Origin of the sequence: Halococcus agarilyticus, from assembly GCF_000334895.1 — an archaeon.
GTDB lineage: Archaea > Halobacteriota > Halobacteria > Halobacteriales > Halococcaceae > Halococcus > Halococcus agarilyticus.
On record NZ_BAFM01000001.1, the window covers coordinates 57,379 to 78,828 of the forward strand.

The following is a 21,450-nucleotide window of genomic DNA, read 5'->3' on the forward strand; positions in this document are numbered from 1 at the left end:
CTCGATCGTGGCCGACTCGTCCGCTACGCGAGGTTGACGAGCAGCGTTCCCTCGTCGTAGGCCCAGGAACCGGGCTCCGGCGACGCGGCGACCCGCTCGCTCTGTTCTCCGTTCACGACGACCGTCTCCGGCGGTGACTCGACGTTCCTCGCTTCGGCGGTGAAGAGATCGGAGCGACTTCCGGTATCGACCGTCAGTTCGAGCGACGTCCCGTCGAGCGTGGCTTCGAGGCCGACGAGTTCGTCGGCGTCCTCGTCGTAGAACGTGGTCTCGGTCGCGACGCTCCCCAGGCCGTCGGGCGTGATGCGGAGGGTGACGTCCGCCGGGGTTCCCGCCTCGACCGTCTCCGTCGCCTCGCCCATCGGCACGATGCTGTTCGCGCGCACGAAGACCGGCATCTCCTCCAGGTCGGTCTCGCGATGGAGGGTCTGGCCCCCGGCGTAGTGCTCGCCGGTCCAGAAGTCGACCCAGTCGTCGCCCGCCGGGAGGTAGACCGACACTTCGCCGGAGCGCTCGAAGACGGGTGCGATCAGGAGCGACTCCCCCAGGAGGTACTGGAGGTCGACGTCGTAGGTTCGGGGGTCGTCCTGGTACTCCAGCACGAGCGGCCGAACCACCGGGAGTCCGGTTCGGGTGGCCCGTTCGGCGAGGGTGTAGAGGTACGGCAGCAGGCGGTAGCGGAGACGGGCGTACTTCTTGAAGATCCGCACCGCTTCCTCGCCGAACGCCCACGGCTCGCGCGGCGTGGTGCCGTGACACCGGGTGTGACTCGAAAGCAGCCCGAACTGTGCCCACCGGACGTACACCGCCTCGTCCGGCGTTCCGCGAAAGCCGCCGACGTCGTGGCTCCAGAACGGGAACCCCGACATCGACATTCCGAGGCCGCCGCGCAGCGCCGACGCCATCCCGTGAAACGAGGTCTGGGCGTCGCCGCCCCAGTACATCGGGAACCGCTGACTCCCGGTCCACGCCGAGCGTCCCCACACGAGCGCCTCGTCCTCGCCGTTCGTCTCCTCGATGGCCTCGTAGACCGTCCGGTTGTAGAGAAACGGGTAGCGGTTGTGCATCGTCCGCCCGGTCAGGCCGTTCGCGAAGACGGCGTCCGCGGGGACCCCCTCCCCGTAGTCGGTCTTGAACACGTCGACGCCCATCTCCAGGAGGCGGCGATGTTTCGCCTGCCACCACGCTGCGGCGTCCGGATCGGTGAAGTCGACGATCGCGCCCGCGTAGTCACCTTGACAGAGGTCGTCCATCACGTAGGGTTTCCCGGTGCTGTCCCGGAGGAAATACCCCTCTTCGACGCCGGTCTCGAACGCCGCCGAGCCGACCGGCACGTAGGGGTGTTCCCAGAGCGAGAGATGGAAGTCGCGGTCGTCGAGCCAGTCGATCATCCCTGCGGGATCAGGGAACTGCTCGGTGTCCCACTCGAGATCCGTCGAGCGGAACTCCCGCATCCAGAACGGATCGAGGTGGATGACGTCACAGGGGATCTCCTCCTCCCGGAGGCGCGTGGCGACCGATTCGAGGTGCTCTCGCGATTCGTACCCCAGCCGCGACATCCAGACGCCGAAACTCCACTTGGGCGGACGGGCGGAACGGCCGGTGAAGGCGGTGTACTCTTCGATCACGTCGGCGAACGACGGCCCGTCGAAGAACACGAACGAAAGCGTGTCGTCGGCCACGTCGACGGTGGCGCTGGCGGTCGAGGTCGCACCGAGGTCGTACTCGACGCGGGCGGTGGTGTCGACGAGGAGGCCGAAGCCGCGCGAGGAGAGGTGAAACGGGACGTTCTTGTAGGCGTTCTCGGTCTCGGTCCCGAGCGGTTCGACGGTCCACGCCGTGAGCTGCTGGCCCCGCTTGTCGAAGTCGGTGAACTTCTCGCCGAAGCCGTAGAGATGTTCGTCGGGACCGAGCGAAAACGCGGTCCCGGTCCGTTCGATCCGGCGCGGTCCGTCGTTCCTGACCGATTCGGTGAACCCGAGCGGATCGACGCGACTCTCACCATGCACGTCGACGTCGGCGCGCTGCTCCTCCAGAAGGGGGGTCCCGTCCCGTCGCTCGACCGAGAACGACCACTCCCGGAGACCGATCGACACCCGCAGGGCGGCCGACTCGACGACGAGCGTCCCGTCGGTCTCCGTGACGTCGAGATCGACATCGGCGGCGATGGCCGACTCGTCGAGGTCGTTGAGCGACTCGGTCGGGCCGGCCTCGGGGTTCGCCGCGAACTCGAAGCGGAACGTCGACGGGTTGAGGAAGACGAGCGAGACGGGGCGGTCCCGGACGGCAGCGGCGTCGCCTCCTCCCTCGGCCGCTTCGGGATACTTGAAATCGGCGGCGACGAACCCGTTGTCGAGCCGACAGTAGAGCGTCACGCCGCTCTCGTCGATCTCGTACCGATCGACAGTCGTGACTGTGCTCCGTTGCATGCCCGCACGAAACCTGGGGTACAAATAACTGCTTCGTTCGGTTCACTCCCGCACGATCCCGTGGCGACGCCATGACCGTGTCCGCTCGGGGGTTCGGGAGACGACTGCGCCCGGGGCGGGGGTCGTTCCGCCGACCCGTATCCGGATGGAACGACCACGACGAGTGATCTGTGGGGGACGAGCGATCGATGCTTCGCCTTCGACGGTCCGGCCGAGGCGGAAGGACGACTCAGGCGTTGTTGACTTCGCTGTCGATCTGGCTCTGTGCGTTGTCGAGCGCCTTCTGTGGCTCCACGTCGCCGATGAGCGCCTTGTTCGCCTCGGTGAACACGATCGAGGAGAACGTGGTGTACTGCGGCGTCGAGGGGCGAGCGCTCGTCTCGTTGGCGATCTCGCTGAACGTCTCGACGAGCGGTGCCTCCTCGAACACCTCCTCGTTGTAGACGTCCTCCCGAACTGGTAGGCGGCTGTGCTCGACCGCGAGCCGTCGCTGGAGCTCCTTCGACGCGAAGTAGTTCGCGAACGTCTGGGCGGCCTCGACGTTCGCGGAGTACCTGTTGATGAAGATGTTCCACCCGCCGAGACAGGAGTTGTTGGCGTCCGGGTTCCCCTCCTGTTTCGGCATCCGCGTCACGTCGAACTTGCCGTCGACCGGGGATTCCTCGCCGCTCATCGCCGCGACGGCGTACGGCCAGTTGCGCATGAACAGCGTGTTGCCCTGCTGGAACGTCTGGCGGTTCTCGTCGGTACTGCTCGACGGCACCGACTCCGGCGTGATCCCGTGCTCCGAGATCAACTCGCGGGCGTGGGTGAGCGCCTGGACACCTTTCTCGCTGTTGACGACGAGCTTGCCGTCCTGTTCGACACCGCCGCCCATCCCCCAGAGCCAGTTGAGCCACATGATCGTCAGCCCCTCGTTCGGGCCGCCCTGCCAGATGTAGCCGTTCTCGATCTCGTCGTCCTTCTCGAGCACGTCCTTCGCGATCTCCACGACCTCGGTGTAGGTTTTCGGCGGATCGTGGCCGTACTCCTCGAGCTTGTCCGTCCGGTAGTAGAAGCCGTTGGCGTCGGTAAACAGCGGCATTCCGACCAGCGTTCCGTCGACCGTCGCGGCTTCGACCGGCGTCTCGAGCATCGCGTCGGTGTACCCCTCCGGATCGTCGACCGGCTCGATCCACTCGTTCGCCGCGAACTCCGCCGGCCAGATCACGTCCATCATCCCGTTGTCGAAGTCCGAGGACTGGGAGATGAACTGGTTGACGAAGTACTCCCGGGTCGAGGAGGACTCCGCGGTCGTCGTCTGTATCGAGACCTGGACGTCCGAGACCGCCTCGTTGAACAGCGGCGCGAGATCGTCGCTGAACAGACCGTCGTACCCCGGCGCGACGTGTTTGACGTTGACCGCGTTCCCGGAACTACCGCCGCCGGTCGAGTCGTTGCCGCTGTCACCGCCGTCGGTCGACCCGTTCCCGCCGGCCGAGTCGTTGCCGCTGCCACCGCCGCCGGAACCGCCGGTACAACCGGCCAGCCCGGCGACGCCCGCGACGCTCGCCGCCTTGATGAACTGCCGTCGCAACGTCTCCCGGTCTGCGTCTGCCATGCCATCACAAGGGATAACGTGTTCATAAGTATTCCTCATCTCGTCGTCGCCATTCCTCCTGAAACGAAACCCCGCCGACTCGGCCCGGCGGCCGTGGCGTGACTAGATTTATATGACTCGGCCGGCACTCACGAGTGTATGGCCAACAGAGGAGAGTCGACGGGCCCCGGGACCGCCCGCATCAGTGGGTATCGATCCGCACTCAGAGCGCGGCTGGAGCGCTACCGTGATCTCCGACTCAGCGAGTCGGAGCTCGCGACCCTCCTCCTCGCACCGGTGCTCGCGTTCCTGTTCGTGGTGTCGTTCTATCCCATTCTCGACACCGTCTGGGGGAGCCTTCACACCGGCTACATCCTGCCGACCCGCGAATCCGCGTTCGTCGGTCTGGAGAACTACGCGCGCCTGTTCGCCGACGGGAGCTTCTGGAACGCGCTGCAAGTGAGCCTCCTCTATACGTTCATCAGCGTTCCCGTCGAGCTCGTCCTCGGGCTCGCCATCGCACTGCTGTTGAACCGGCAGTTCAAGGGACGGTACATCGCTCAGGCGGCGATCCTGTTCCCGTGGGCGCTGCCGACGATCATCAACGCTCGGATCTGGGCGTGGCTGTTCCACGGCCAGTACGGCGTCATCAACGACCTGCTCGTGCGTCTCGGCGTCATCGCCGAACCGTTCGCCTTCCTCGCTCACTCCGATACGGCGCTGGCGGCGATGATCTTCGTCACCGTCTGGAAGACGACTTCGTTCATGGCGCTGATCCTGCTCGCGGGCCTGTCGAGCATTCCGGACCACCTCTACGAGGCCGCCCGGATGGACGGGGCCTCCCGGTGGCGGCAGTTCCGCGACGTCACGCTGCCGCTGCTCAAGCCCACCATCCTCGTCGCGCTGATCTTCCGCACGCTGCCGGCGTTTCAGGCGTTCGGCCTCCCGTTCGGCCTCGCGGGCGGCGGTCCGGGCGAGGCGACGACCACGCTCGTCCTCTACGCGAACGACATCACCTTCACGAGGCTGAGCTTCGGACAGGGTTCGGCCGCCGCCACGGTCATCACCTTCATCGCTCTCGGCATCAGCCTGCTGTACGTCACGACCCTCTACGAACCGGAGGTGCGATAGATGAGCGTTATCGATCGCTCTCGGTTCGACTGGAAGTCGCTTCAGTCGGTCGGCGAGAAGCTCGGCTTCTACGGCTCGGTCGCCGCGCTGTGTCTCGTCTCGTTTTTCCCCATCGTCTGGATCTTCCTCACCTCGATCAAGCCGGCGAGCCAGATCGTCCAGTTCCCCGTGCAGTACCTCCCGACGGAGGTGACCCTCGCGAACTACCAGACGGCGATCAACGAGGCCCCGTTCTTCCGGTATCTCGTGAACAGCGCCATCGTCGCCGGCGGGACCGCCATCGTCGCCGTGCTGTTGGGCGCGCTCGCGGGCTACGCACTCTCGCGACTCGAGTTCGATTACAAGGTGCCGGTCCTCCTGATCATCCTCTTCTCGGCGATGTTGCCCTTCTTCTCCCGGCTCATCCCGCTGTTCCAGCTCGCTCGCCAGACCGGGCTGTTGAACGACTACCTCGGCCTCATCCTCCCGTACTCGGCGTTCCAGCTCCCGTTCGCGGTCTGGATCTTCCAGGCGTACTTCAAGGAGCTGCCCGACTCGCTGGAGGAGGCGGGGCTGATGGACGGGCTGTCGCGCATCGGCGTGCTGTTCCGGATCATCCTCCCGGTCTCGGCACCCGCGATGGCGACCGCCGCGATCATCGTGTTCATCTACGCGTGGAACGAGTTCCTGTTCGCGCTGACGTTCATGACCCAGGACAGCATGCGGACCATCACCGTCGGGATCGCCCTCTATCAGGGCGAGTACACGTTCCCGTGGGCGACGATCTCCGCAGCGGTGTTCCTCTCGATCGTCCCGCTGATCCTGTTCATGGTGCTGTTCCAGCGAAAGATCGTCGAGGGGCTCACCGCCAGCGTCGGGAAGTCCTGACTCCCTCCGCTTTCGGTCCCCTCGCCAACCGATCTGACCGCCGGTCGTCAGCGATCGCCCGACAGTGACTGCACCCGCTCCCAGAGGTCGGCGTCGATCTCGACGGTCGACGCCGAGCGATCACGAGCCACCGATCGTTCGCCGGGCACTCGAACCCCCTCGGCTCCGGTGGCGATCCCCGACGACCGGAGGCGATCGAGAAAGGCGCTCGCCCGGTCGTCGAAATCGGGAACGCCCATCGCTGCGGGATCGATCGCCACGAACAGGTCGCCCTTCGTGCAGGGCTCCTCGGTGTGGTAGGTGCCGGTCACCTCCCTCCCCATCGCAGCGCCCACGAGCCCGCCGGCGAGCACCTCGACCGCGATCGCCAGTCCGGACCCCTTCGCGCCACCGAACGGCAGGATCGTTCCGTCGAGGGCGGCCGCCGGATCGGTCGTCGGCTCGCCGTCCGCGTCGAGCGCGACACCCTCGGGGAGCGCCTCGCCCGCCGCTCGACGGCGCTCGACGGTGCCGCGCGCGATCGCCGCGGTCGACATGTCGAGGTTGAACGGCGGGTCGGTCGGGAGCCCGATGGCGATCGGGTTCGTCCCGAGGATCGCTTCGCTCCCGCCGTGGGGCGGCATCGCGGGCTCGGTGTTCGTCAGTCCGATGCCGACGTAGCCCGCGCGCCGAAGCTCGTCGGTGTAGTACCCGAGCATCCCGAGGTGGTTCGCATCGTGGACGCCGACGCAGCCGACGCCGTGCTCGTCGGCCCGCTCCATCGCGGCGACGGTGGCCTCGCTGGCGACGACCGGGCCGAGCCGCGATCCGCCGTCGAGGGTCGCGGCCGCGCCGCCGTCCGCGGTCACCTCGATCTCGCCGTCGGGATCGACGTTGCCGGCCTCGATCCCGCGGACGAACCGCGGGAGCCGAAGGAGTCCGTGCGAGTGCTTGCCGCGCGCGTCCGCGCTCACGAGGACGCCGGCGGTCAGACGTGCGTCGGCCTCGCCGATGCCGTGGGCCTCGAACGCCGCGGCCGCGGTCTCGGTCGCGCGTGTCCGCTCGATCTCCATCTCAGGTGGAGGGGCCGATGCGGTGGATGGCGAACTGGCTCTCGCCCATCGCCTCCGACCCCGTCAGCTTCCCGTTCACCACCGCCTCGATCTCGGCCCAGAGCTCGTCGGTCGCCCACTCGAAGCTCCGGTCGCCGACGAGCGCTTCGCTCACGTCCACGTCGGTCTGTTCCGGCACCCGCTCGGCGCTCCCCGGGTTGCCCGTCACCTTCAGCGTCGGCATCACGGCGTTCGAGAGCGTGTGGCCCTGCCCCGTCGAGATCACCATGAACTGCGCACCGCCCGCGCCGATCCCCGTGACCGACTCCGCACCGTGGCCCGGCGTGTCCATGATGTACATCCCCGATCCGTCGGGGATCTTCGCGCCGTAGTCCACGACGTCCTGGATGGGACCGTCGCCGGATTTCACCAGCGCCCCCAGCGACTTCTCCTCGATCGTCGTCAGGCCGCCGTCCATGTTGTCGGGGGTCGGCTGGGCCCCGCGCACGTCGTAGCCCGTCGCCTGGAGTCGGTCCTCCCAGTGTTGCACCCGTTCTAAGATCTCCTCTCTGACCTCGTCGTTGACGGCGCGCTCCGCGAGTTCTTCCTCGCCGCCGAAGAACTCCGGCGTTTCCGCGAAGCATCCTCGGCCGCCGTGGTCGTCGATCAGCCGCCAGACCGCCCCGGCGGTCGCCTTGTGCTGGCAGAGCCCCGAGGTGGTGTCCGAGGTGGCGCAGTTGATGCCGAACGTGAGATGCGAGAGGTCGTGTGGTTCGCGCCGCATGGTGCTCGCGTCCTGGACCATCTCCCGTGTGGCGTCGACTGCGGCATCGAGGGCGTTCATCACACCCTCTTCGGCGTGGACGTTGATCGACGCGCTCGGGCGACCCGTCTCGGCCACGTCGGCCGCGAGCTCGTCGCCGTCGACGATCTCGCCGGCGTGAGCCACGACCACCGCGCCGTAGACGTTCGGATGGGTCGCGTAGCCGAGGAGGGTGCGGTAGGTCTGGAACACGTCGGGTTTGGTCTGACACCGCCCCAGCGGGTGGGTGATCGGCACGGTGTTTTCGACGATCTCCGCCGTGCGCTCGACGGTGTCGTTGGCGTAGGGGGCGGTCGAGACGACCACCACGTGATTCCTGATGCCGACGCTCCCGTCGGGCCGCTCGTAACCCAGGAACTCCGCGTCGGTCACGGATCACTCACCCCCCGCGGTCGCGGTGTCGGCCGCGAGATCCCCCCGACCGTAGTTCGACTCGACGTTGTGGACGTGGACGTACTCGCCGGCCGCGATGTCCTCGCTGGCGTCGCCGATGCTCGTGCCGTACTTCCGGACGGTCTCGCCGGTCGAGAGGTCCCGAATCGCGAGCTTGTGGCCGAACCGTACGTCCTCGGTGACGTCGATGCGCCGTTCCTCGTCGCCGACCGCGACGACGACGGTCTCGCCCGCCTCGACGTCCCGGATCGCGGTCGCGACGTTGTCCGTCGGATCGACGACCTGTATGTAGTTGTCCGCCATGCACCGGAGCCAACAGACCGCCCGATAATAACAGTTACTCCCGCGGGCGACGCCGGGCGGCCGACATCGCGACCGCTTCACGACGGTCGGTGCGGGCCGAACCGACGGGAGCGGACCGAACCGACGGAAGCGCGTCAAGCTGACGGGAGCGGACCGAACCGATGCTGTCGGCGGTCGGGGATTACTCGACCCCGTTGACGACGTTCCACGGACCGTCACCGACGAGGACGCTCCGGACGATCTCCGTCACCGTCCGGCGGCGCTCCTCGTTCGCCTCCGCGGAGTACCACGCGACGTGCGGGGTCGTGATGACCCGCTGGTGATCTCGGAGCGGGTCGTCCGCCGCGGGCGGTTCGTCGGGGAAGACGTCGAGCCCCGCACCGGCGATCTCGCCGTCGTCGAGCGCCGCACGCAGCGCCGCGGTGTCGACGATCGGGCCGCGCGCGACGTTGACCAGCGACGCCGACTCCCGCATCCGGGCGAACGCGTCCGCGTCGAACAGCTTCCGGGTGCCGTCGGTCAGCGGCGAGTGGACGGTCACGAACGCGGAGCGCGCCAGCAGCTCCTCGAACGGGACGAGCTCCGCCGGATCGTCAGCGAGGTCCGTCTCGGAAAGGAAGGGGTCGCTCGCGAGCACGTCCGCGCCGAGGGCGGCGGCGCGCTCCCCGACCGCCCGCCCGATCGCCCCGTAGCCGACGACGCCCACAGTCGAGTTCGAGAAGCGGTGGATCGGCGTCCCGACGCCACGGGACCAGCCGCCAGCGGCGACGTCGGCATCGTAGGTCGCGAGCCGCCGGGCGAGCGCGAGTATCAGCGCGAGCGTGTGGGTCGCCACCTCCTCCCGGCAGTAATCGGGGACGTTCGTCACGGGGATGCCGCGATCGGCGGCCGCCTCGACGGCGACGCTGTCGACCCCGATACCGTATCGCGCGATGACTCGACAGTCCTCCATCGCTGCGACTGCTGTCTCGTCGAGCTCGTACCGAAGGGTGACGACCGCGTCGGCGGTCGCGAGGCGGTCGTGGGTGTCGCGCGCTTCGCCCACGCCGCCGGGGAGCTCCACCACGTCGGCGAGATCGTCGAGGCCCGCGCGTTCGATCGAGAGATCGGCGAAATCGTGGTCGGTGACGACGACGGTGTGTTCTGACATGGGTGGGGTCCGTCAGACGATCAGGTCGTAGCCGTCCACGAGGTGTTGCTCGCAGACGTCGCGGTTCAGCCGAACGCCGAGCCCCGGTCCCTCCGGCAGATCGATGGACCCGTCGTCCAGGATCGGACCGGAGCCGTCGACCCGCTCGACCATCTCGTTCCACCACGGCACGTCCCGCGAGTGCCACTCCATGCAGAGGAAGTTCGGGATCGCCGCCGAGACGTGTGCGCCGGCGACGGTCCCGAGCGGCGAGGAGATGTTGTGCGAGGCGACCGGGACGCCGTAGAGATCGCAGACGGTGGCGATGTCGACGTACTCCCCCAGACCGCCACACTTGTTCACGTCGGGGGCGGCGATGTCGAGCGTTCCCTCCTGGGCGGCGGTGTTGAACTGAGCGGTCGTGACGAGGTTCTCACCGGTCAACACCGGCACGTCGAGCGCCCGCGTGACGCGCCTCTGGGCCGCGGTCTTCTCCGGCGGGACGGGGTCTTCGAGCCACGCCAGATCGAACCGTTCGAGCTTCTTGCCGAGTCGGATCGCGGTTTCCACGGTGAAGTTCCAGTGGAGGTCCATCCCGAGATCGACGTCGTCTCCGATCTCGTCGCGGACGGCTTCGACCAGTCTGACCTTGTGCTCGATGGCCTCGTTGTCCATCCGTCGGTTGGCCTCGTCGTAGTCGGCGTGGGTCGGCACGTCGAGGTCGAACTTGAGCGCCTCGAACCCCTCGTCGACCACCTCGCGGGCGGCCCGGGCGTACGACTCCGGCGTGTAGACCTCCCGGGGATCGCGTCCGCCCGCCTCGCCGAGCGACTCCCCGCCGTGGGTGTCACAGTAGATCGTGATCTCGTCGCGGTACTTCCCGCCCAGTAGCTCGTAGACCGGGACGCCGAACAGTTTCCCCTTGATATCGTAGCAGGCGGTCTCGATCGCGGTGAACGCCGCCTGACCGATGCGGCCGGTGCCGGTGTAGCGCTGTTCCAGGAGCTCGCGGAGCCGGTTGGTGTCGAGCGGGTTCTCCCCGGCGAGGTCGACCTCCATCCGATCGGCCATGTCGAGTGCGGCCTCCGCGCGGAAGGTCTCGCCCAGCCCGTACACGCCGGCGTCGGTTTCGACCTTCACGATGCCCCACGTGAAGTTGCCCGCGATCGCCATCGTCTCGACGCCGGTGATCGCCACGTCCCGCTCGGGCGGACGGTGTGTCTCGACCATGCCCATGTCCCGCCAGGGGACACCCCCACCTTGCTCGATGCGATAGTCCGGCTTTCGGTCGTTCATCGTCGACAACTGGCACATGGGGCGAATAAAGATTTGGGTTCCCGCTTTCACAGTCGCTGCCCTCGTCGTCTACGGGAGGAGCCGCGAGCGCCCGTCGCCGGCAGCACCACGGAGCTTTCACGCGGTGGCCCGTCACCGCCGAGCGGATCGGTGCAGTTCCGTCGTCGTGCGGCGTCCCAGGGGTGGATTTATGTGTACTGGTTCCGAACCGACGGAACACTCACAGCACTATCATGGGTCACCTCGAACTGCAACAACTGAGCAAGGTGTTCGACCCCGGCGAAGACGCGATCGTCGCGGTCGACGAACTGGATCTGACCGTCCGAGACGGGGAGTTTCTGGTACTCGTCGGGCCGTCCGGCTGTGGGAAGTCCACCACACTCCGATGTATCGCCGGTCTCGAAACGGTGTCCTCCGGGAGCATCACTCTCGAGGGTCGGGATATCACCCATCTCAAGCCGAAGGAGCGCGGGATGGCGATGGTGTTTCAGAACTACGCGCTGTACCCGCACATGTCTGTGAGGAAGAACATCGGCTACGGACTGTCGATCACGAGCGATCTCGGGGACGACGACATCGATCGCCGGGTGGACGAGACCGCGACGATGCTGGAGATCGAGGACCTGCTCGGAAAGAAACCGGCGGAGCTCTCCGGCGGACAACAGCAGCGAGTCGCACTCGGGCGGGCGATCATCCGGGAACCCGAGGTGTTCTTGATGGACGAACCGCTTTCGAACCTCGACGCGAAGCTCCGAACGACGATGCGAACCGAGATCCAGCAGCTCCAACGGGATCTGGGCATCACGACGATCTACGTGACTCACGACCAGACCGAGGCGATGACGATGGGCGACCGGATCGCGATCCTCGACGGCGGGGAGCTACAGCAGGTCGGGCCGCCGCTGGTGTGTTACCACGAGCCGGCGAACCGATTCGTCGCCGGGTTCATCGGTTCTCCGTCGATGAACTTCTTCACGGTCGAACGCAGCGGGCACAGTCTGGAGCACGAGACGTTCGTGTACGACCTCTCGGCCTCGACCGCCGACGTCGACACCATGCCCAACCGGCTGACCTTCGGTATCCGCCCCGAACACGTTCGGATCACCGACGGGAGTGGGAAGAACGTGATCCAGACCGAGGTCGAGGTCGTCGAGCCGATGGGCGAACGGACGTATCTCTACGTCGATATCGGCGGCGAGACCTACACGGTGAGTACGGAGGGGAGTCTCGCCGTCGAAGCCGGCGAGGAGATCTCGGTCGACTTCCCGGAGAGCAGGGTCCACCTCTTCGACGCCGAGACCGGCGTTGCGATCAAGAACAGCGAACCCGACGAGTCGATCGAACGTCCGCCACGAGCCTGATCCGGTCCGTCGCTCTCGCTCGTTCACCCCGGTAGCTCCGTTCGCGCCTCGCAAACAGTTAAGATCCCGGACGGACACGGGACGGTATGGACGAACGTGACGCGTCGATTCCCGGCGGACGGCGGGTGAAGGCCGTCGAGACGACCTGTCGAATCCTCACCGCGCTCCGTGACCTCGACGGCGCTGGTGTCACCGAGATCTCGGACCATCTGGGGCTGGCGAAAGCGACCGTGCACAGCCACCTCGCAACGCTCGCGGACAACGAGCTCGTGGTGAAACACGACGAGACGTACGACGTGAGTCTGCGGTTCGTCGACTTCAGCGAGTACGCGAAGAGTCGCGTCGACATCTACGAGATCACGAAAGCCGAAGTCGAGCGTCTGGCGGACGAAACCGAGGAGGTGGCGCAGTTCATGGTCGAAGAGCACGGCAAGGGAGTCTACCTCCACAAGGAGCGGGGGAACAACGCGATCCAGACGGCTTCGTACACCGGCAATCGGAAGGCGCTTCACTGCACAGCGCTCGGAAAGGCGATCCTCTCCCAGCTCTCTCGCGAACGTGTCGACCAGATCGTCGACGAGAAGGGGCTCCCGAGACAGACGGACAGCACCATCACGACCCGCGACGAATTGCACGCCGAACTCGATCGGATTCGCGAGCAGGGAGTTTCGTTCGACGACGAGGAGGTCCTCTCCGGTCTCCGGTGTGTCGCCGCACCGGTCCAGCACCCGACGGGTGACATGCCGGGCGCGATCAGTATCTCCGGCCCGACGACCCGCTTCGGGAAGGAGCGATTCAACGAGGAACTGCCGGAAATCGTCCGTGGAGCGGCCAACGTCATCGAACTGAACGCCACCCAGATCTCGAGAAGTACCGGCTGACGAACGGCTGTTCGCCGATTGCAAACGCCAATTTTCGGTCTTCGATCCGCTCAAACCTGACGAAAAGATCTCTTGTACCGATCGATCGATATCAGGAGCGTTTGCAATCGGCGAACGGGGACCGTCGACAATGTGGCTTCCGATGGGATCCACTGCGGAGATCCGACATGACACGACGAATGCTACCGCAATCCGTCCGCCAGCCTCACGTGTGAACTCGCCCGGCCGACGATCTGTTCGGGAGGGGCAAACGACTGGGTCGCTTCACCACTGACTCGGGTCCACGGTGCTCCACGAGCGGGTGCACCGATTTCCTGGTTACGGTGAGCACCCACGAGAGACGAAACTGAGTAACGGGGATACTACTGTTACAGCACTCCGACTTCAGCCGCGTACTCACTTCTCCCCGATCGGCCGTATCCTACTCGAACTGATCCTGGACATTAAAAACCATACTATTGATCGGTCTCTCGATCACTTCTGGACAGTCTGGCTTTCCTTTGACTCAACACGAAACGAGAAGTAGCTGCACGGAGAGGTGCCGAACCGTGTTGTGAGTGGATCGAGGGCCATGTACTCTCAACAGTCATAGGTACAAAGAATAATATAGCACATCTGCTCCCTCGACGTTCGGCGGTGTCGACGTGTCCGAGGCAGTCTGTAGGACGGTCGACAGGCGTCCGAACGAACTCTCGAAGATCTCACAGGAAACTCCACGAACACGGACCGTTGCCCGGACGCACGACACAGAGCGCCCCAGCAGAACCCACACTATCCGATAGCATCAACTGTGATGAACGTGGACTCTCGACGAGGAACAGCCGAACCAGCACGCGGACGGTTCTCACCCCCGTCTGGTCGAGATACCCGAAGCCGATGCGAGCGTGATGGCCGCCACGAGTGGACACGGATCGTCTGTGCCGACCGGCGTATCGGTGGGCATCCGATGGGAGCACCGTCGCCCGATCGGCGAGCCCCCGGCGTCCCGATGTCTCGATCACTCCACGATGCCGACCGCGCGAACGGGAGCGCCATCGCCCCCGAGCGCCAGCGGGTACGCGCGGAGTTCGAAGCGTTCGGGTAGCGCCCCGAGATTGCGGAGGTTCTCGACGACGAGATCGCCGGCTCCGAGAACGGCGTGGTGGGCTCGAAACCCGTCGGGTTCGCTCCCGGTGGCGTTCTCGGTCGGGGTGGGATCCGGGCTCAGCGTGTCCGTGCCGACCGCATAGCCGCGCTCGGCACACGCCGTGGCCGCTTCGGGCGTCAGATAGGGATGGTCGAGATACCGATCGGTCCCCCAGTGGGTGCTCCAGCCGGTCCAGAAGACGACGAGATCCAGCTCGCGATCGGGGACGCGTTCCCGCGTGATGGGATCCCGATCGCCCAAGTCCGTGCAGTCCACCTTCTCGGCCTCGAAGGCGAATCGGTCCAGTGCATAGGTGTCAAGAGTCCGTCCGCCAGGGATGACGTGGATCGGCGCGTCGACGTGGGTACCGGTGTGACTTCCCAATCTGGCGACGTCGACTCGGTACTCGTCCCGAGCGTGGGTCGCATGCGGTTCGACTGAGACCGATGGATCGCCCGGATAGACGGTCATCCCGGTTTCGATCCGATGGCTGAGATCGATCGGCACGTTCGGCGATACGCCGCGACCGACAAATACTGTGTGATGTGGTGGCAGAAGACTTATTAGCACCGTTGCCTAGCCTCGACCCGATGTGGCAACACATTACCACCGTGGGATCGGTCGGGCGGATCACGTCACGACTCCGTAGGGGGAGCGCCGATGGTTGATCAGCTCGGCGGGTTCGGTCTCCTCGCTTTCTGGGCGGTCGTGATGATCTCGATCAGCTACTTCATCTATCGACGCCAGGGGGTGAACACCACCTCGGAGTTCATCACCGCCGGCGGCCGTGCACAGGTCGGACTCGCGACCGCCTCGTTCGCGGTCACGTGGATGTGGGCCGGCGACGTGCTCGGGGTGCCCCAGTACGTCGGCATCACTGGAGTCGCGGGTATCTGGATGTACGCTGCTCCCGCGGTGCTGTCCTCGCTCGTGGTGATCCCGTTCGCGCTCCGGATGCGCAAGCTCTTCCCGCAGGGGCTGACGTACTCGGAGTACTTCATCAAACGATTCGACAAGACCGCCCATCTCGTCGTCGTCTTCGTCGTTCTCTACACGATGGTTCTGGGCGGGGTGATTCAGCTGTTCGTCGGCGGCACCGTGATCGGCGGTCTCACCGGTATCGATCCGAACCTCGTGATGGCGGTGCTGATGGGCGTCATCGGCGTGTACATCCTTCTGGGCGGGCTCTGGGGATCGATGACGACGGACTTCATCCAGTTCATCAGCGCACTGGTTCTGACCCTGGTGTTCGTTCCGCTGTTGGTGTTCGAGGTCGGGGGCCCAGGGGTCGTCTACGATCAGATGGTACAGAACCTGGGGTCCGACGCACCCGCGTTCCTCTCGCTGGCGAACCTCGACGCGATCGAGGGGCTGTTCCTCCCCTACGCACTCGGACTGGGTGTGTGGGGCGTCGTCTCGCTGGCGACGTGGCAGCGTGTCTTCGCCGTCCGTCGCGACAAGACTTCCCGATTCCTGACCATCGGGGGGATCGGTGTCTTCACGACCATCGCGATGTACGGTGTCATCGGTCTCGTCGGGCTGGCGACGTTCACCGACGCCGCTCCGGGAAGCCTCACGACCGAAGTGCTCGGTCTCATGCCCGAGTGGGCGGTGATCGCGTTTCTGCTGGTCGCCCTCATGGTGTTGGGGTCGTCCGTCGACTCGTATCTGACCGCGATCGCCAGCCTGACCGCGCGGGACATCTACTATCGTCACCTCGACACGGACGCGTCGGACGACCGGCAGCTCCGCGTTGCCCGCGTCGCGTCGGTCGGTTTCGCGGTGGTGATGTTCGTGGCGACGGTGCTCCTGCTGGATTCGATCAGCTTCACTCAGCTGCTGCTCGTCGGCGGTATCGGTGCCTCCGCGCTCGTGGGGCCGTTCGCGCTGTCGCTGTTCTGGCGGAAGATGTCGAGTGCCGGCTTCGTCACCGGTATCGTCGTCTCACAGCTGATCACCGCGTTCCTGCTCGCAGCCAGCTACGACGTGGTCGTGACCGGTCCCGATTTCATGCTGTGGGAGATCATGGCGATCGGCCATCTCGTCTCGACCGGGCTCGGGGCTGCAGTGAGCATCGCTTCCCCCGACGAGTTCGAGTTCGAATCCATCGCCCAAGAGGGATCGTCGGTCGCGACCGACGGTGGTTCGTCCGATCGGGACGGTGACGCAGCATGATGAGCCAGACCCTCTTTACCGGCATGATCGTCGTGTTCTGGCTCGCCGAGTTCGTCTTCGGGACAGTCGTCGTTTACTGGTTCCTCACTCAGGGGCTGGGCGACGAACGAGGCACGGCAAGCGGTCCCGTGCGGACCCTCGAGGACCGATCGTACACGGTTCGGTCGCTCGTGATGTGGACTGGCTTCTTTGCGGTGCTCCTGGTGGGGATCGTCGTGGGTGCCTGACGTCGGGACCGACTCACCGCTGTCCGGCGACCGTCGGCACGGGATCGAGTGCAGTCCGCGCGCGAACCCCCTCGAGCGAGCGCCACTCGTCGAGCAGGTCGTGCTCCTGCAACAACGCCAGCGCGATCTCGCCGGCCCCACCGTAGGTGAGCGACACGAAATCCCATCCGGGTGTGCCGACCGGAAACGGTCCCGACTCGCGTGGTCGGCGGAGGTCCACGACCCCGCCGAGCTGCTCACGGGTCGCCGTCGAAAGGGTTCGTGTCTCCTCGAACCGAGTCAGCGGGACCTCGCGGTTGTCGACGATCAGCACCCCCGTGCCGGCCTCGAGATAGCTGGTCACGTCCGTCCTTCCGGCGTCTATCAGCAGACTCACGACGTCCATCGTCGAGCCCTCCCCGCTGATCGTGTCCGTATATCGGGTGACACGTCCGTCGTACTCGACGAGTCCCGCGGTGATGAGACGGGCGTTGATGCCACGGGTGAGGAGGACGCCGTCGAGGGTGACGCTCGATGGGATCACCAGCTCCACGCCCTCCCCATCGTACTCGGTGTCGACCAGCACCGGTCCGATCGCGGACGTGTGGAGCCGGGAGAGCACGTCGAACGCGGCGTCGGCGTCCGAGTCGGCTATCCGTCCCATCCCCACGATGCATTCGCCCCTGTCCTCGGTCGGGTCGTAGGTCACCTGGCTGGTGAGCGTCGCGATCCGTTCACGGACGCGCGCCAGGCGACTCCCCACGTCGCCACGAAGCAGCTCCGCCTTCCCCTCCTCGGTGAGTCTGCGACCCTTTCCAGCCACTTTCTCGGTGAGTCCGTCGGCATCGAGTTCCGAGAGGAGCAGGCGGATCGTCCGGTCCTTGATGGAGTAGCCGCGGCGTTGCATCAGATCGACGAGCCTGATGCTCCCGATCGGCTCGTCTTCGTCGATCAGACGCAACAGATCGTACGTCCGACGGTCCATCTCTGTCCCCATTCGCTGCGTGACTCGTCGGGCCGACGACCCAAAAAGTCCCCGTGTCTCACGGTCGGCGTTCCCCGCAGCGATGACGGACCGCCTCGTGCGCCGACCCGGGGACCGAGTGACGACCGCGAACCCGTCTGGATCCGGATGCAGTCCTCTCCGCCCTCTCCGAACGCTCGGAACCGCCAGTCCGGGACGTCGACCGCGCCGGCTGCGCGCACCTCAAGATTTTTAGGTGACCCGATCTCCATCACGAACACGGTGGCATACAATTGCCACACTGTCAACACATGTCCCAGCAAGCCAGTTCCCGATCGAACGAGCACACGGAGACGGTCGTCCACGGTTGCAGCTACGCCCACCCGAGCCGACCCGTCGCCGACCTCGCGGAACGGCCGGTCGAAACCACGCCGGGCGATCTCCGGCAGTCGTTTTTCGGCAACGAGAACGTGCGCCGGTTCCGAGCGCCACTCGCCACCGAACGAGTCCAGTCGGGTCGTGGCGTCGAGGTGTTCCGTGCGGCACTCACCGGAGGGGCGACGTGACGGAGCATAACGGGTTCGCCCGCGATGCCGCCGCTCACGATCCGGGTGTCCAGCTGCCGTATGCCGGAATCGACACCTTCCTGAAGGCGGAGTATCGAGACGTCGGGAGCCTGTCCGACGTCGATGCCGGGGTGATCGGGGTTCCCTACGACGGTGCAGTGAGCAATCGGCCCGGCGCGCGCTACGGTCCGCGGGCGATCCGTCGGGCGAGCGGGTGGTGGGCGTACCTCTCCGGGTACAAGGGGGGGCTCACGGACATGCGGACCGGAAATCAGGTGAACTTCGGTGCACTCTCGGTCGCTGACTGTGGGGACGTGCCGGTCTTCCCGATGGATCACGAACGGACAGCCGAGAGCATCGAGACGCACGTGGGGGCCATCGCCGAGCAGACGGTTCCCGTCGTGTTGGGCGGTGATCACTACTGCACGGCACCCGCCGTCAGGGGCTTCGCTGCGGGGGCCGGGCACGAGACGGTCGGGCTCGTGCAGATAGACGCACACACGGACACGAGTACCGCCAGTCCCGTCTTCGGCGACGAGTTCCACGGATCGAGTGCCGCGCTGGTCGCCGACTCCCCGTACAGCGACTATCGTCACATCAGCCAGGTCGGGATCCGTGGCTACGAGTCACCGGACTTCTTCGAGTTCGCCGACGAGACCGGCCTGAACCTCTACACGATGCGTGACGTGGCCGAACACGGCATCCGTCACGTCGTTCGGGACGCGGTGACGGCAGCCGCAGCGGAGACGGACGCGGTGTACGTGACGTACGACATCGACGGCGTGGACCCGGCCGTCGCGCCGGGGACTGGCACGCCGGAACCGGGCGGGCTCTCCGCCGACGAAGCGCTCGCCGTCGTCGAAACACTCGGCCAGCACGATGCCGTCGGCGCGATCGACCTGATGGAGGTTGCCCCGGGATACGACGACAGCGAGGGGACGCAGCGCCTCGCTGCGTATCTGCTGGTGAGCTTTCTCGGCCGTCGGTTCGCCGAGTCAGGGGTCGATCACGACCACTCATGAACGATCGAAACGTCACCGACGACCTGGCGACAGCCCACGAGCGAGCCATCGAACGGGCCACCGACGGACGACGGTTCGCCGCGTGGATCGACGGGAGCGCTCACGAGGCCGCATCGGGGGCGACCTTCGCGACGCGCGATCCCGCGACCGACACCCCGATCACCACCGTCCCACGGTGTGACGAGCCCGAAATCGACGCCGCTGTCGAGGCCGCTCGAACGGCCTTCGAGGGTGCTTGGAGCGCTCTCTCGCACGAGGAACGGGCCGATCGGCTGCTGGAGTGGGCCGACCGGCTGACCCGACACACCGACGAGCTCGCGCTGCTGGAATGTCTCGACACCGGGAAGCCGCTCGAATTCGCCGAGGCCGAGATACGGGAGGGGATCGGCTACATCGAGTACTACGCCCACCTGCTCCACGGCGATACCGACGAGCGGGTCCCGATCGACGGTGAGACCCACGCGTACACCCGGGAGGAACCGTACGGTGTCGCCGGCCTCATCGTCCCCTGGAACTATCCGGTTCTGTTGAGCTGTTGGAAACTCGGTCCCGCACTGGCGGCCGGCAACTCCGTCGTGCTCAAGCCCGCCGAACTGACCCCTCTGACCGCGACGCGGTTCGCACAGCTGGCCGAGGGACTCCTGCCACCGGGAACGCTGAACGTCGTTCACGGGCTCGGCGACGAGGCCGGCAGTGCGCTGACCGGTCACCCGGGGATCGACAAACTCTCGTTCACCGGGGAGGACACGACGGGCGAGATCGTGATGGGCGCAGCCGCCGAACACATCACTCCCGTCACGCTCGAACTGGGCGGCAAGTCACCGTTCGTGGTCTTCCCCGACGCCGATCTGGAAGCGACCGCTGCCACCGCAGCCGAGGGGATCCTCTACAACGCGGGTCAGTCCTGCGATGCGCTCTCACGAACGCTGGTTCACGAGGCCGTTCACGACGAGTTCCTCGAACGCTTCGTCTCGGCGGCCGCCGAGTGGACCGTCGGCGACCCCCTCGCGGAGGACACGACGATCGGACCGCTGGCCTCCGAACAGCAGCTCGAAACGGTACACGAGTACATCGAGCTCGGTCGGGAAAGCGACGCGGAACTCGTGACCGGCGGCGACAGCAGCGATGGGGCGGATGTGGGGTGGTTCGTCGAGCCGACCGTCTTCGATGGGGTCGCGAACGACAGCCGTCTCGCCCAGGAGGAGATCTTCGGCCCCGTGGCCTCGGTCGTCTCCTTCGGGAGCTACGACGAGGCGATCGAGCTGGCCAACGACGTCGACTACGGGCTGGCTGCAGCGATCGCCACGGAGGATCTCTCGTTGGCACATCGGGCCGCCGCGGACATCGAGGCCGGCACCGTCTGGGTCAACGACTACGCACGGTTCTCGCCGGGACTGGCGTTCGGTGGCTTCAAACGGTCGGGTATCGGGCGGGAGTGCGGGCCGGAAGCACTGAACGAGTATCGACAGCAAAAGACCGTCACCATCGCCCTGAACGGGTAGCCAACGGACAGGGCGATCGAAACACGATACCGTTCCCCGGACCGGGATCCGGTCTGGATTCGCCGGCCCCGAACACACGATCGATGCCTACGAGGCGTTCGACTCCATCGAGGGCGATCGACGGACGAAGACGTCACGACGGTCGTGCCGAACGACGCTTCACTCGTTGAGCGACGAGGAACGCCACGACACCGATCAGGACGCCCGCTATCGTGTCGCTCACGTAGTGAGTTCCGAGATATATCCGCGAGACCGCGACCAACGCGGCGACTGCAGCGACCGGCAGCGTCGCCAGCGTGTCGGAGCGACGTGCTATCAGCGCGAAGACCGTGACGCTGGCTGCGTGTCCCGAGGGAAACGACGTGGTCGCCGCCTCGGAGCCGATCCGCAGACAGACCGGGTGCGGTGGAAACGCCCGCTGGACGGTGAGCATCAACCCACCGACGACGACGCCGGTGAGCACGAGCGCAGGCATCGCGACGTCCAGCTCGTCGTCCCACCCCGCCAGGTGGAAGAGCCCGAGAAACACCAGGGCGGCCGCCGCCGACCCCAGGCCGGTGACCGACGTCATCACCTTCGTCACGAGCGGCTCCCTGAGCTCGGCAATCGCCTCGGCGACGACCCTGTCCACGGCGAAAATACGGCCCACGAGGGCGTTGAATGGCT

General features: G+C 66.2%; 19 protein-coding genes. 9 read left to right on the forward strand and 10 right to left on the reverse strand.

Annotated elements, in window-relative coordinates:
- Positions 1–23: 23 nt before the first annotated feature.
- Both yicI and TX76_RS00220 read right to left on the reverse strand, forming a co-directional pair.
- A complete protein-coding gene (gene yicI, locus TX76_RS00215) occupies positions 24–2,429 on the reverse strand; it encodes an alpha-xylosidase (RefSeq protein ID WP_049898176.1) in 2,406 nt (801 codons plus the stop codon).
- A 229-nt stretch (positions 2,430–2,658) separates the two neighbouring features.
- Complete coding sequence (locus TX76_RS00220) at positions 2,659–4,029, reverse strand: ABC transporter substrate-binding protein (protein ID WP_049898178.1); 1,371 nt, start codon at positions 4,027–4,029, stop codon at positions 2,659–2,661.
- A 138-nt stretch (positions 4,030–4,167) separates the two neighbouring features.
- On the opposite strand from TX76_RS00220, the gene TX76_RS00225 reads away from it, so the two are divergent.
- A complete protein-coding gene (locus TX76_RS00225; protein ID WP_049898179.1) occupies positions 4,168–5,139 on the forward strand; it encodes a carbohydrate ABC transporter permease in 972 nt (323 codons plus the stop codon).
- On the forward strand, positions 5,140–6,006 hold the full coding sequence (locus TX76_RS00230; protein WP_049898180.1) for a carbohydrate ABC transporter permease: 867 nt from the start codon (positions 5,140–5,142) through the stop codon (positions 6,004–6,006).
- Positions 6,007–6,053: 47 nt separating this feature from the next.
- On the opposite strand, the gene TX76_RS00235 is transcribed toward TX76_RS00230, so the two are convergent.
- From TX76_RS00235 to TX76_RS00255, 5 genes are all read right to left on the reverse strand, one after another.
- Positions 6,054–7,058, reverse strand: coding sequence for an Ldh family oxidoreductase (locus TX76_RS00235; protein ID WP_049898182.1), 1,005 nt, complete (start codon positions 7,056–7,058; stop codon positions 6,054–6,056).
- Position 7,059: 1 nt separating this feature from the next.
- Entirely contained in the window at positions 7,060–8,232 is a 1,173-nt protein-coding gene (locus TX76_RS00240; RefSeq protein ID WP_049898183.1) for a UxaA family hydrolase, read from the reverse strand.
- 3 nt (positions 8,233–8,235) lie between these two features.
- Positions 8,236–8,556 carry a UxaA family hydrolase gene (locus TX76_RS00245; RefSeq protein ID WP_049898185.1) on the reverse strand — a complete coding sequence of 107 codons (321 nt, stop codon included), beginning with the start codon at positions 8,554–8,556 and terminating at the stop codon, positions 8,236–8,238.
- Between the two features lie 181 nt (positions 8,557–8,737).
- Positions 8,738–9,706 (reverse strand): C-terminal binding protein, encoded by a 969-nt coding sequence (locus tag TX76_RS00250; protein ID WP_049898186.1) that lies wholly within the window; start codon positions 9,704–9,706, stop codon positions 8,738–8,740.
- Between the two features lie 12 nt (positions 9,707–9,718).
- Positions 9,719–10,981 carry a mandelate racemase/muconate lactonizing enzyme family protein gene (locus TX76_RS00255; RefSeq protein ID WP_049898187.1) on the reverse strand — a complete coding sequence of 421 codons (1,263 nt, stop codon included), beginning with the start codon at positions 10,979–10,981 and terminating at the stop codon, positions 9,719–9,721.
- A gap of 233 nt (positions 10,982–11,214) precedes the next feature.
- On the opposite strand from TX76_RS00255, the gene TX76_RS00260 reads away from it, so the two are divergent.
- Both TX76_RS00260 and TX76_RS00265 read left to right on the forward strand, forming a co-directional pair.
- On the forward strand, positions 11,215–12,342 hold the full coding sequence (locus tag TX76_RS00260; RefSeq protein WP_049898189.1) for an ABC transporter ATP-binding protein: 1,128 nt from the start codon (positions 11,215–11,217) through the stop codon (positions 12,340–12,342).
- Positions 12,343–12,428: 86 nt separating this feature from the next.
- Positions 12,429–13,223, forward strand: coding sequence for an IclR family transcriptional regulator (locus TX76_RS00265; protein WP_049898190.1), 795 nt, complete (start codon positions 12,429–12,431; stop codon positions 13,221–13,223).
- Between the two features lie 997 nt (positions 13,224–14,220).
- Here TX76_RS00265 and TX76_RS00270 read toward each other — a convergent pair.
- On the reverse strand, positions 14,221–14,856 hold the full coding sequence (locus TX76_RS00270; RefSeq protein WP_049898191.1) for a cyclase family protein: 636 nt from the start codon (positions 14,854–14,856) through the stop codon (positions 14,221–14,223).
- A gap of 153 nt (positions 14,857–15,009) precedes the next feature.
- Between TX76_RS00270 and TX76_RS00275 the strand changes: the two genes are divergently transcribed.
- Positions 15,010–16,524, forward strand: coding sequence for a sodium:solute symporter family transporter (locus tag TX76_RS00275; protein ID WP_049898192.1), 1,515 nt, complete (start codon positions 15,010–15,012; stop codon positions 16,522–16,524).
- Positions 16,521–16,751, forward strand: a complete 231-nt coding sequence (locus TX76_RS00280) for a hypothetical protein (protein ID WP_049898193.1) — start codon at positions 16,521–16,523, stop codon at positions 16,749–16,751. Before TX76_RS00275 ends, TX76_RS00280 begins: the two co-directional genes overlap by 4 nt.
- A gap of 13 nt (positions 16,752–16,764) precedes the next feature.
- Here TX76_RS00280 and TX76_RS00285 read toward each other — a convergent pair whose 3' ends face one another.
- Complete coding sequence (locus TX76_RS00285; protein WP_049898194.1) at positions 16,765–17,727, reverse strand: NrpR regulatory domain-containing protein; 963 nt, start codon at positions 17,725–17,727, stop codon at positions 16,765–16,767.
- Between the two features lie 278 nt (positions 17,728–18,005).
- On the opposite strand from TX76_RS00285, the gene TX76_RS00290 reads away from it, so the two are divergent.
- From TX76_RS00290 to TX76_RS00300, 3 genes are read left to right on the forward strand one after another with little or no spacing between them, the layout of a single operon-like run.
- Positions 18,006–18,260 (forward strand): hypothetical protein, encoded by a 255-nt coding sequence (locus tag TX76_RS00290; protein WP_049898196.1) that lies wholly within the window; start codon positions 18,006–18,008, stop codon positions 18,258–18,260.
- Positions 18,257–19,282 (forward strand): agmatinase family protein, encoded by a 1,026-nt coding sequence (locus TX76_RS00295; protein WP_049898199.1) that lies wholly within the window; start codon positions 18,257–18,259, stop codon positions 19,280–19,282. Before TX76_RS00290 ends, TX76_RS00295 begins: the two co-directional genes overlap by 4 nt.
- Positions 19,279–20,784 carry an aldehyde dehydrogenase family protein gene (locus TX76_RS00300; RefSeq protein ID WP_049898201.1) on the forward strand — a complete coding sequence of 502 codons (1,506 nt, stop codon included), beginning with the start codon at positions 19,279–19,281 and terminating at the stop codon, positions 20,782–20,784. Before TX76_RS00295 ends, TX76_RS00300 begins: the two co-directional genes overlap by 4 nt.
- A 133-nt stretch (positions 20,785–20,917) precedes the next feature.
- Here TX76_RS00300 and TX76_RS00305 read toward each other — a convergent pair whose 3' ends face one another.
- Positions 20,918–21,415: a phosphatase PAP2 family protein gene (locus tag TX76_RS00305; protein WP_228842269.1), complete on the reverse strand. Its 498-nt coding sequence runs from the start codon at positions 21,413–21,415 to the stop codon at positions 20,918–20,920.
- Positions 21,416–21,450 lie beyond the last annotated feature (35 nt).

Excerpts from the sequence above, each read along its gene's own strand:
- yicI (WP_049898176.1), bottom strand. The coding sequence starts at position 2,429 with ATGCAACGGAGCACAGTCACGACTGTCGATCGGTACGAGATCGACGAG.
- TX76_RS00220 (WP_049898178.1), bottom strand. The coding sequence starts at position 4,029 with ATGGCAGACGCAGACCGGGAGACGTTGCGACGGCAGTTCATCAAGGCG.
- TX76_RS00225 (WP_049898179.1), top strand. The coding sequence starts at position 4,168 with ATGGCCAACAGAGGAGAGTCGACGGGCCCCGGGACCGCCCGCATCAGT.
- TX76_RS00230 (WP_049898180.1), top strand. The coding sequence starts at position 5,140 with ATGAGCGTTATCGATCGCTCTCGGTTCGACTGGAAGTCGCTTCAGTCG.
- TX76_RS00235 (WP_049898182.1), bottom strand. The coding sequence starts at position 7,058 with ATGGAGATCGAGCGGACACGCGCGACCGAGACCGCGGCCGCGGCGTTC.
- TX76_RS00245 (WP_049898185.1), bottom strand. The coding sequence starts at position 8,556 with ATGGCGGACAACTACATACAGGTCGTCGATCCGACGGACAACGTCGCG.
- TX76_RS00250 (WP_049898186.1), bottom strand. The coding sequence starts at position 9,706 with ATGTCAGAACACACCGTCGTCGTCACCGACCACGATTTCGCCGATCTC.
- TX76_RS00255 (WP_049898187.1), bottom strand. The coding sequence starts at position 10,981 with ATGAACGACCGAAAGCCGGACTATCGCATCGAGCAAGGTGGGGGTGTC.
- TX76_RS00260 (WP_049898189.1), top strand. The coding sequence starts at position 11,215 with ATGGGTCACCTCGAACTGCAACAACTGAGCAAGGTGTTCGACCCCGGC.
- TX76_RS00265 (WP_049898190.1), top strand. The coding sequence starts at position 12,429 with ATGGACGAACGTGACGCGTCGATTCCCGGCGGACGGCGGGTGAAGGCC.
- TX76_RS00275 (WP_049898192.1), top strand. The coding sequence starts at position 15,010 with ATGGTTGATCAGCTCGGCGGGTTCGGTCTCCTCGCTTTCTGGGCGGTC.
- TX76_RS00280 (WP_049898193.1), top strand. The coding sequence starts at position 16,521 with ATGATGAGCCAGACCCTCTTTACCGGCATGATCGTCGTGTTCTGGCTC.
- TX76_RS00285 (WP_049898194.1), bottom strand. The coding sequence starts at position 17,727 with ATGGGGACAGAGATGGACCGTCGGACGTACGATCTGTTGCGTCTGATC.
- TX76_RS00290 (WP_049898196.1), top strand. The coding sequence starts at position 18,006 with ATGTCCCAGCAAGCCAGTTCCCGATCGAACGAGCACACGGAGACGGTC.
- TX76_RS00300 (WP_049898201.1), top strand. The coding sequence starts at position 19,279 with ATGAACGATCGAAACGTCACCGACGACCTGGCGACAGCCCACGAGCGA.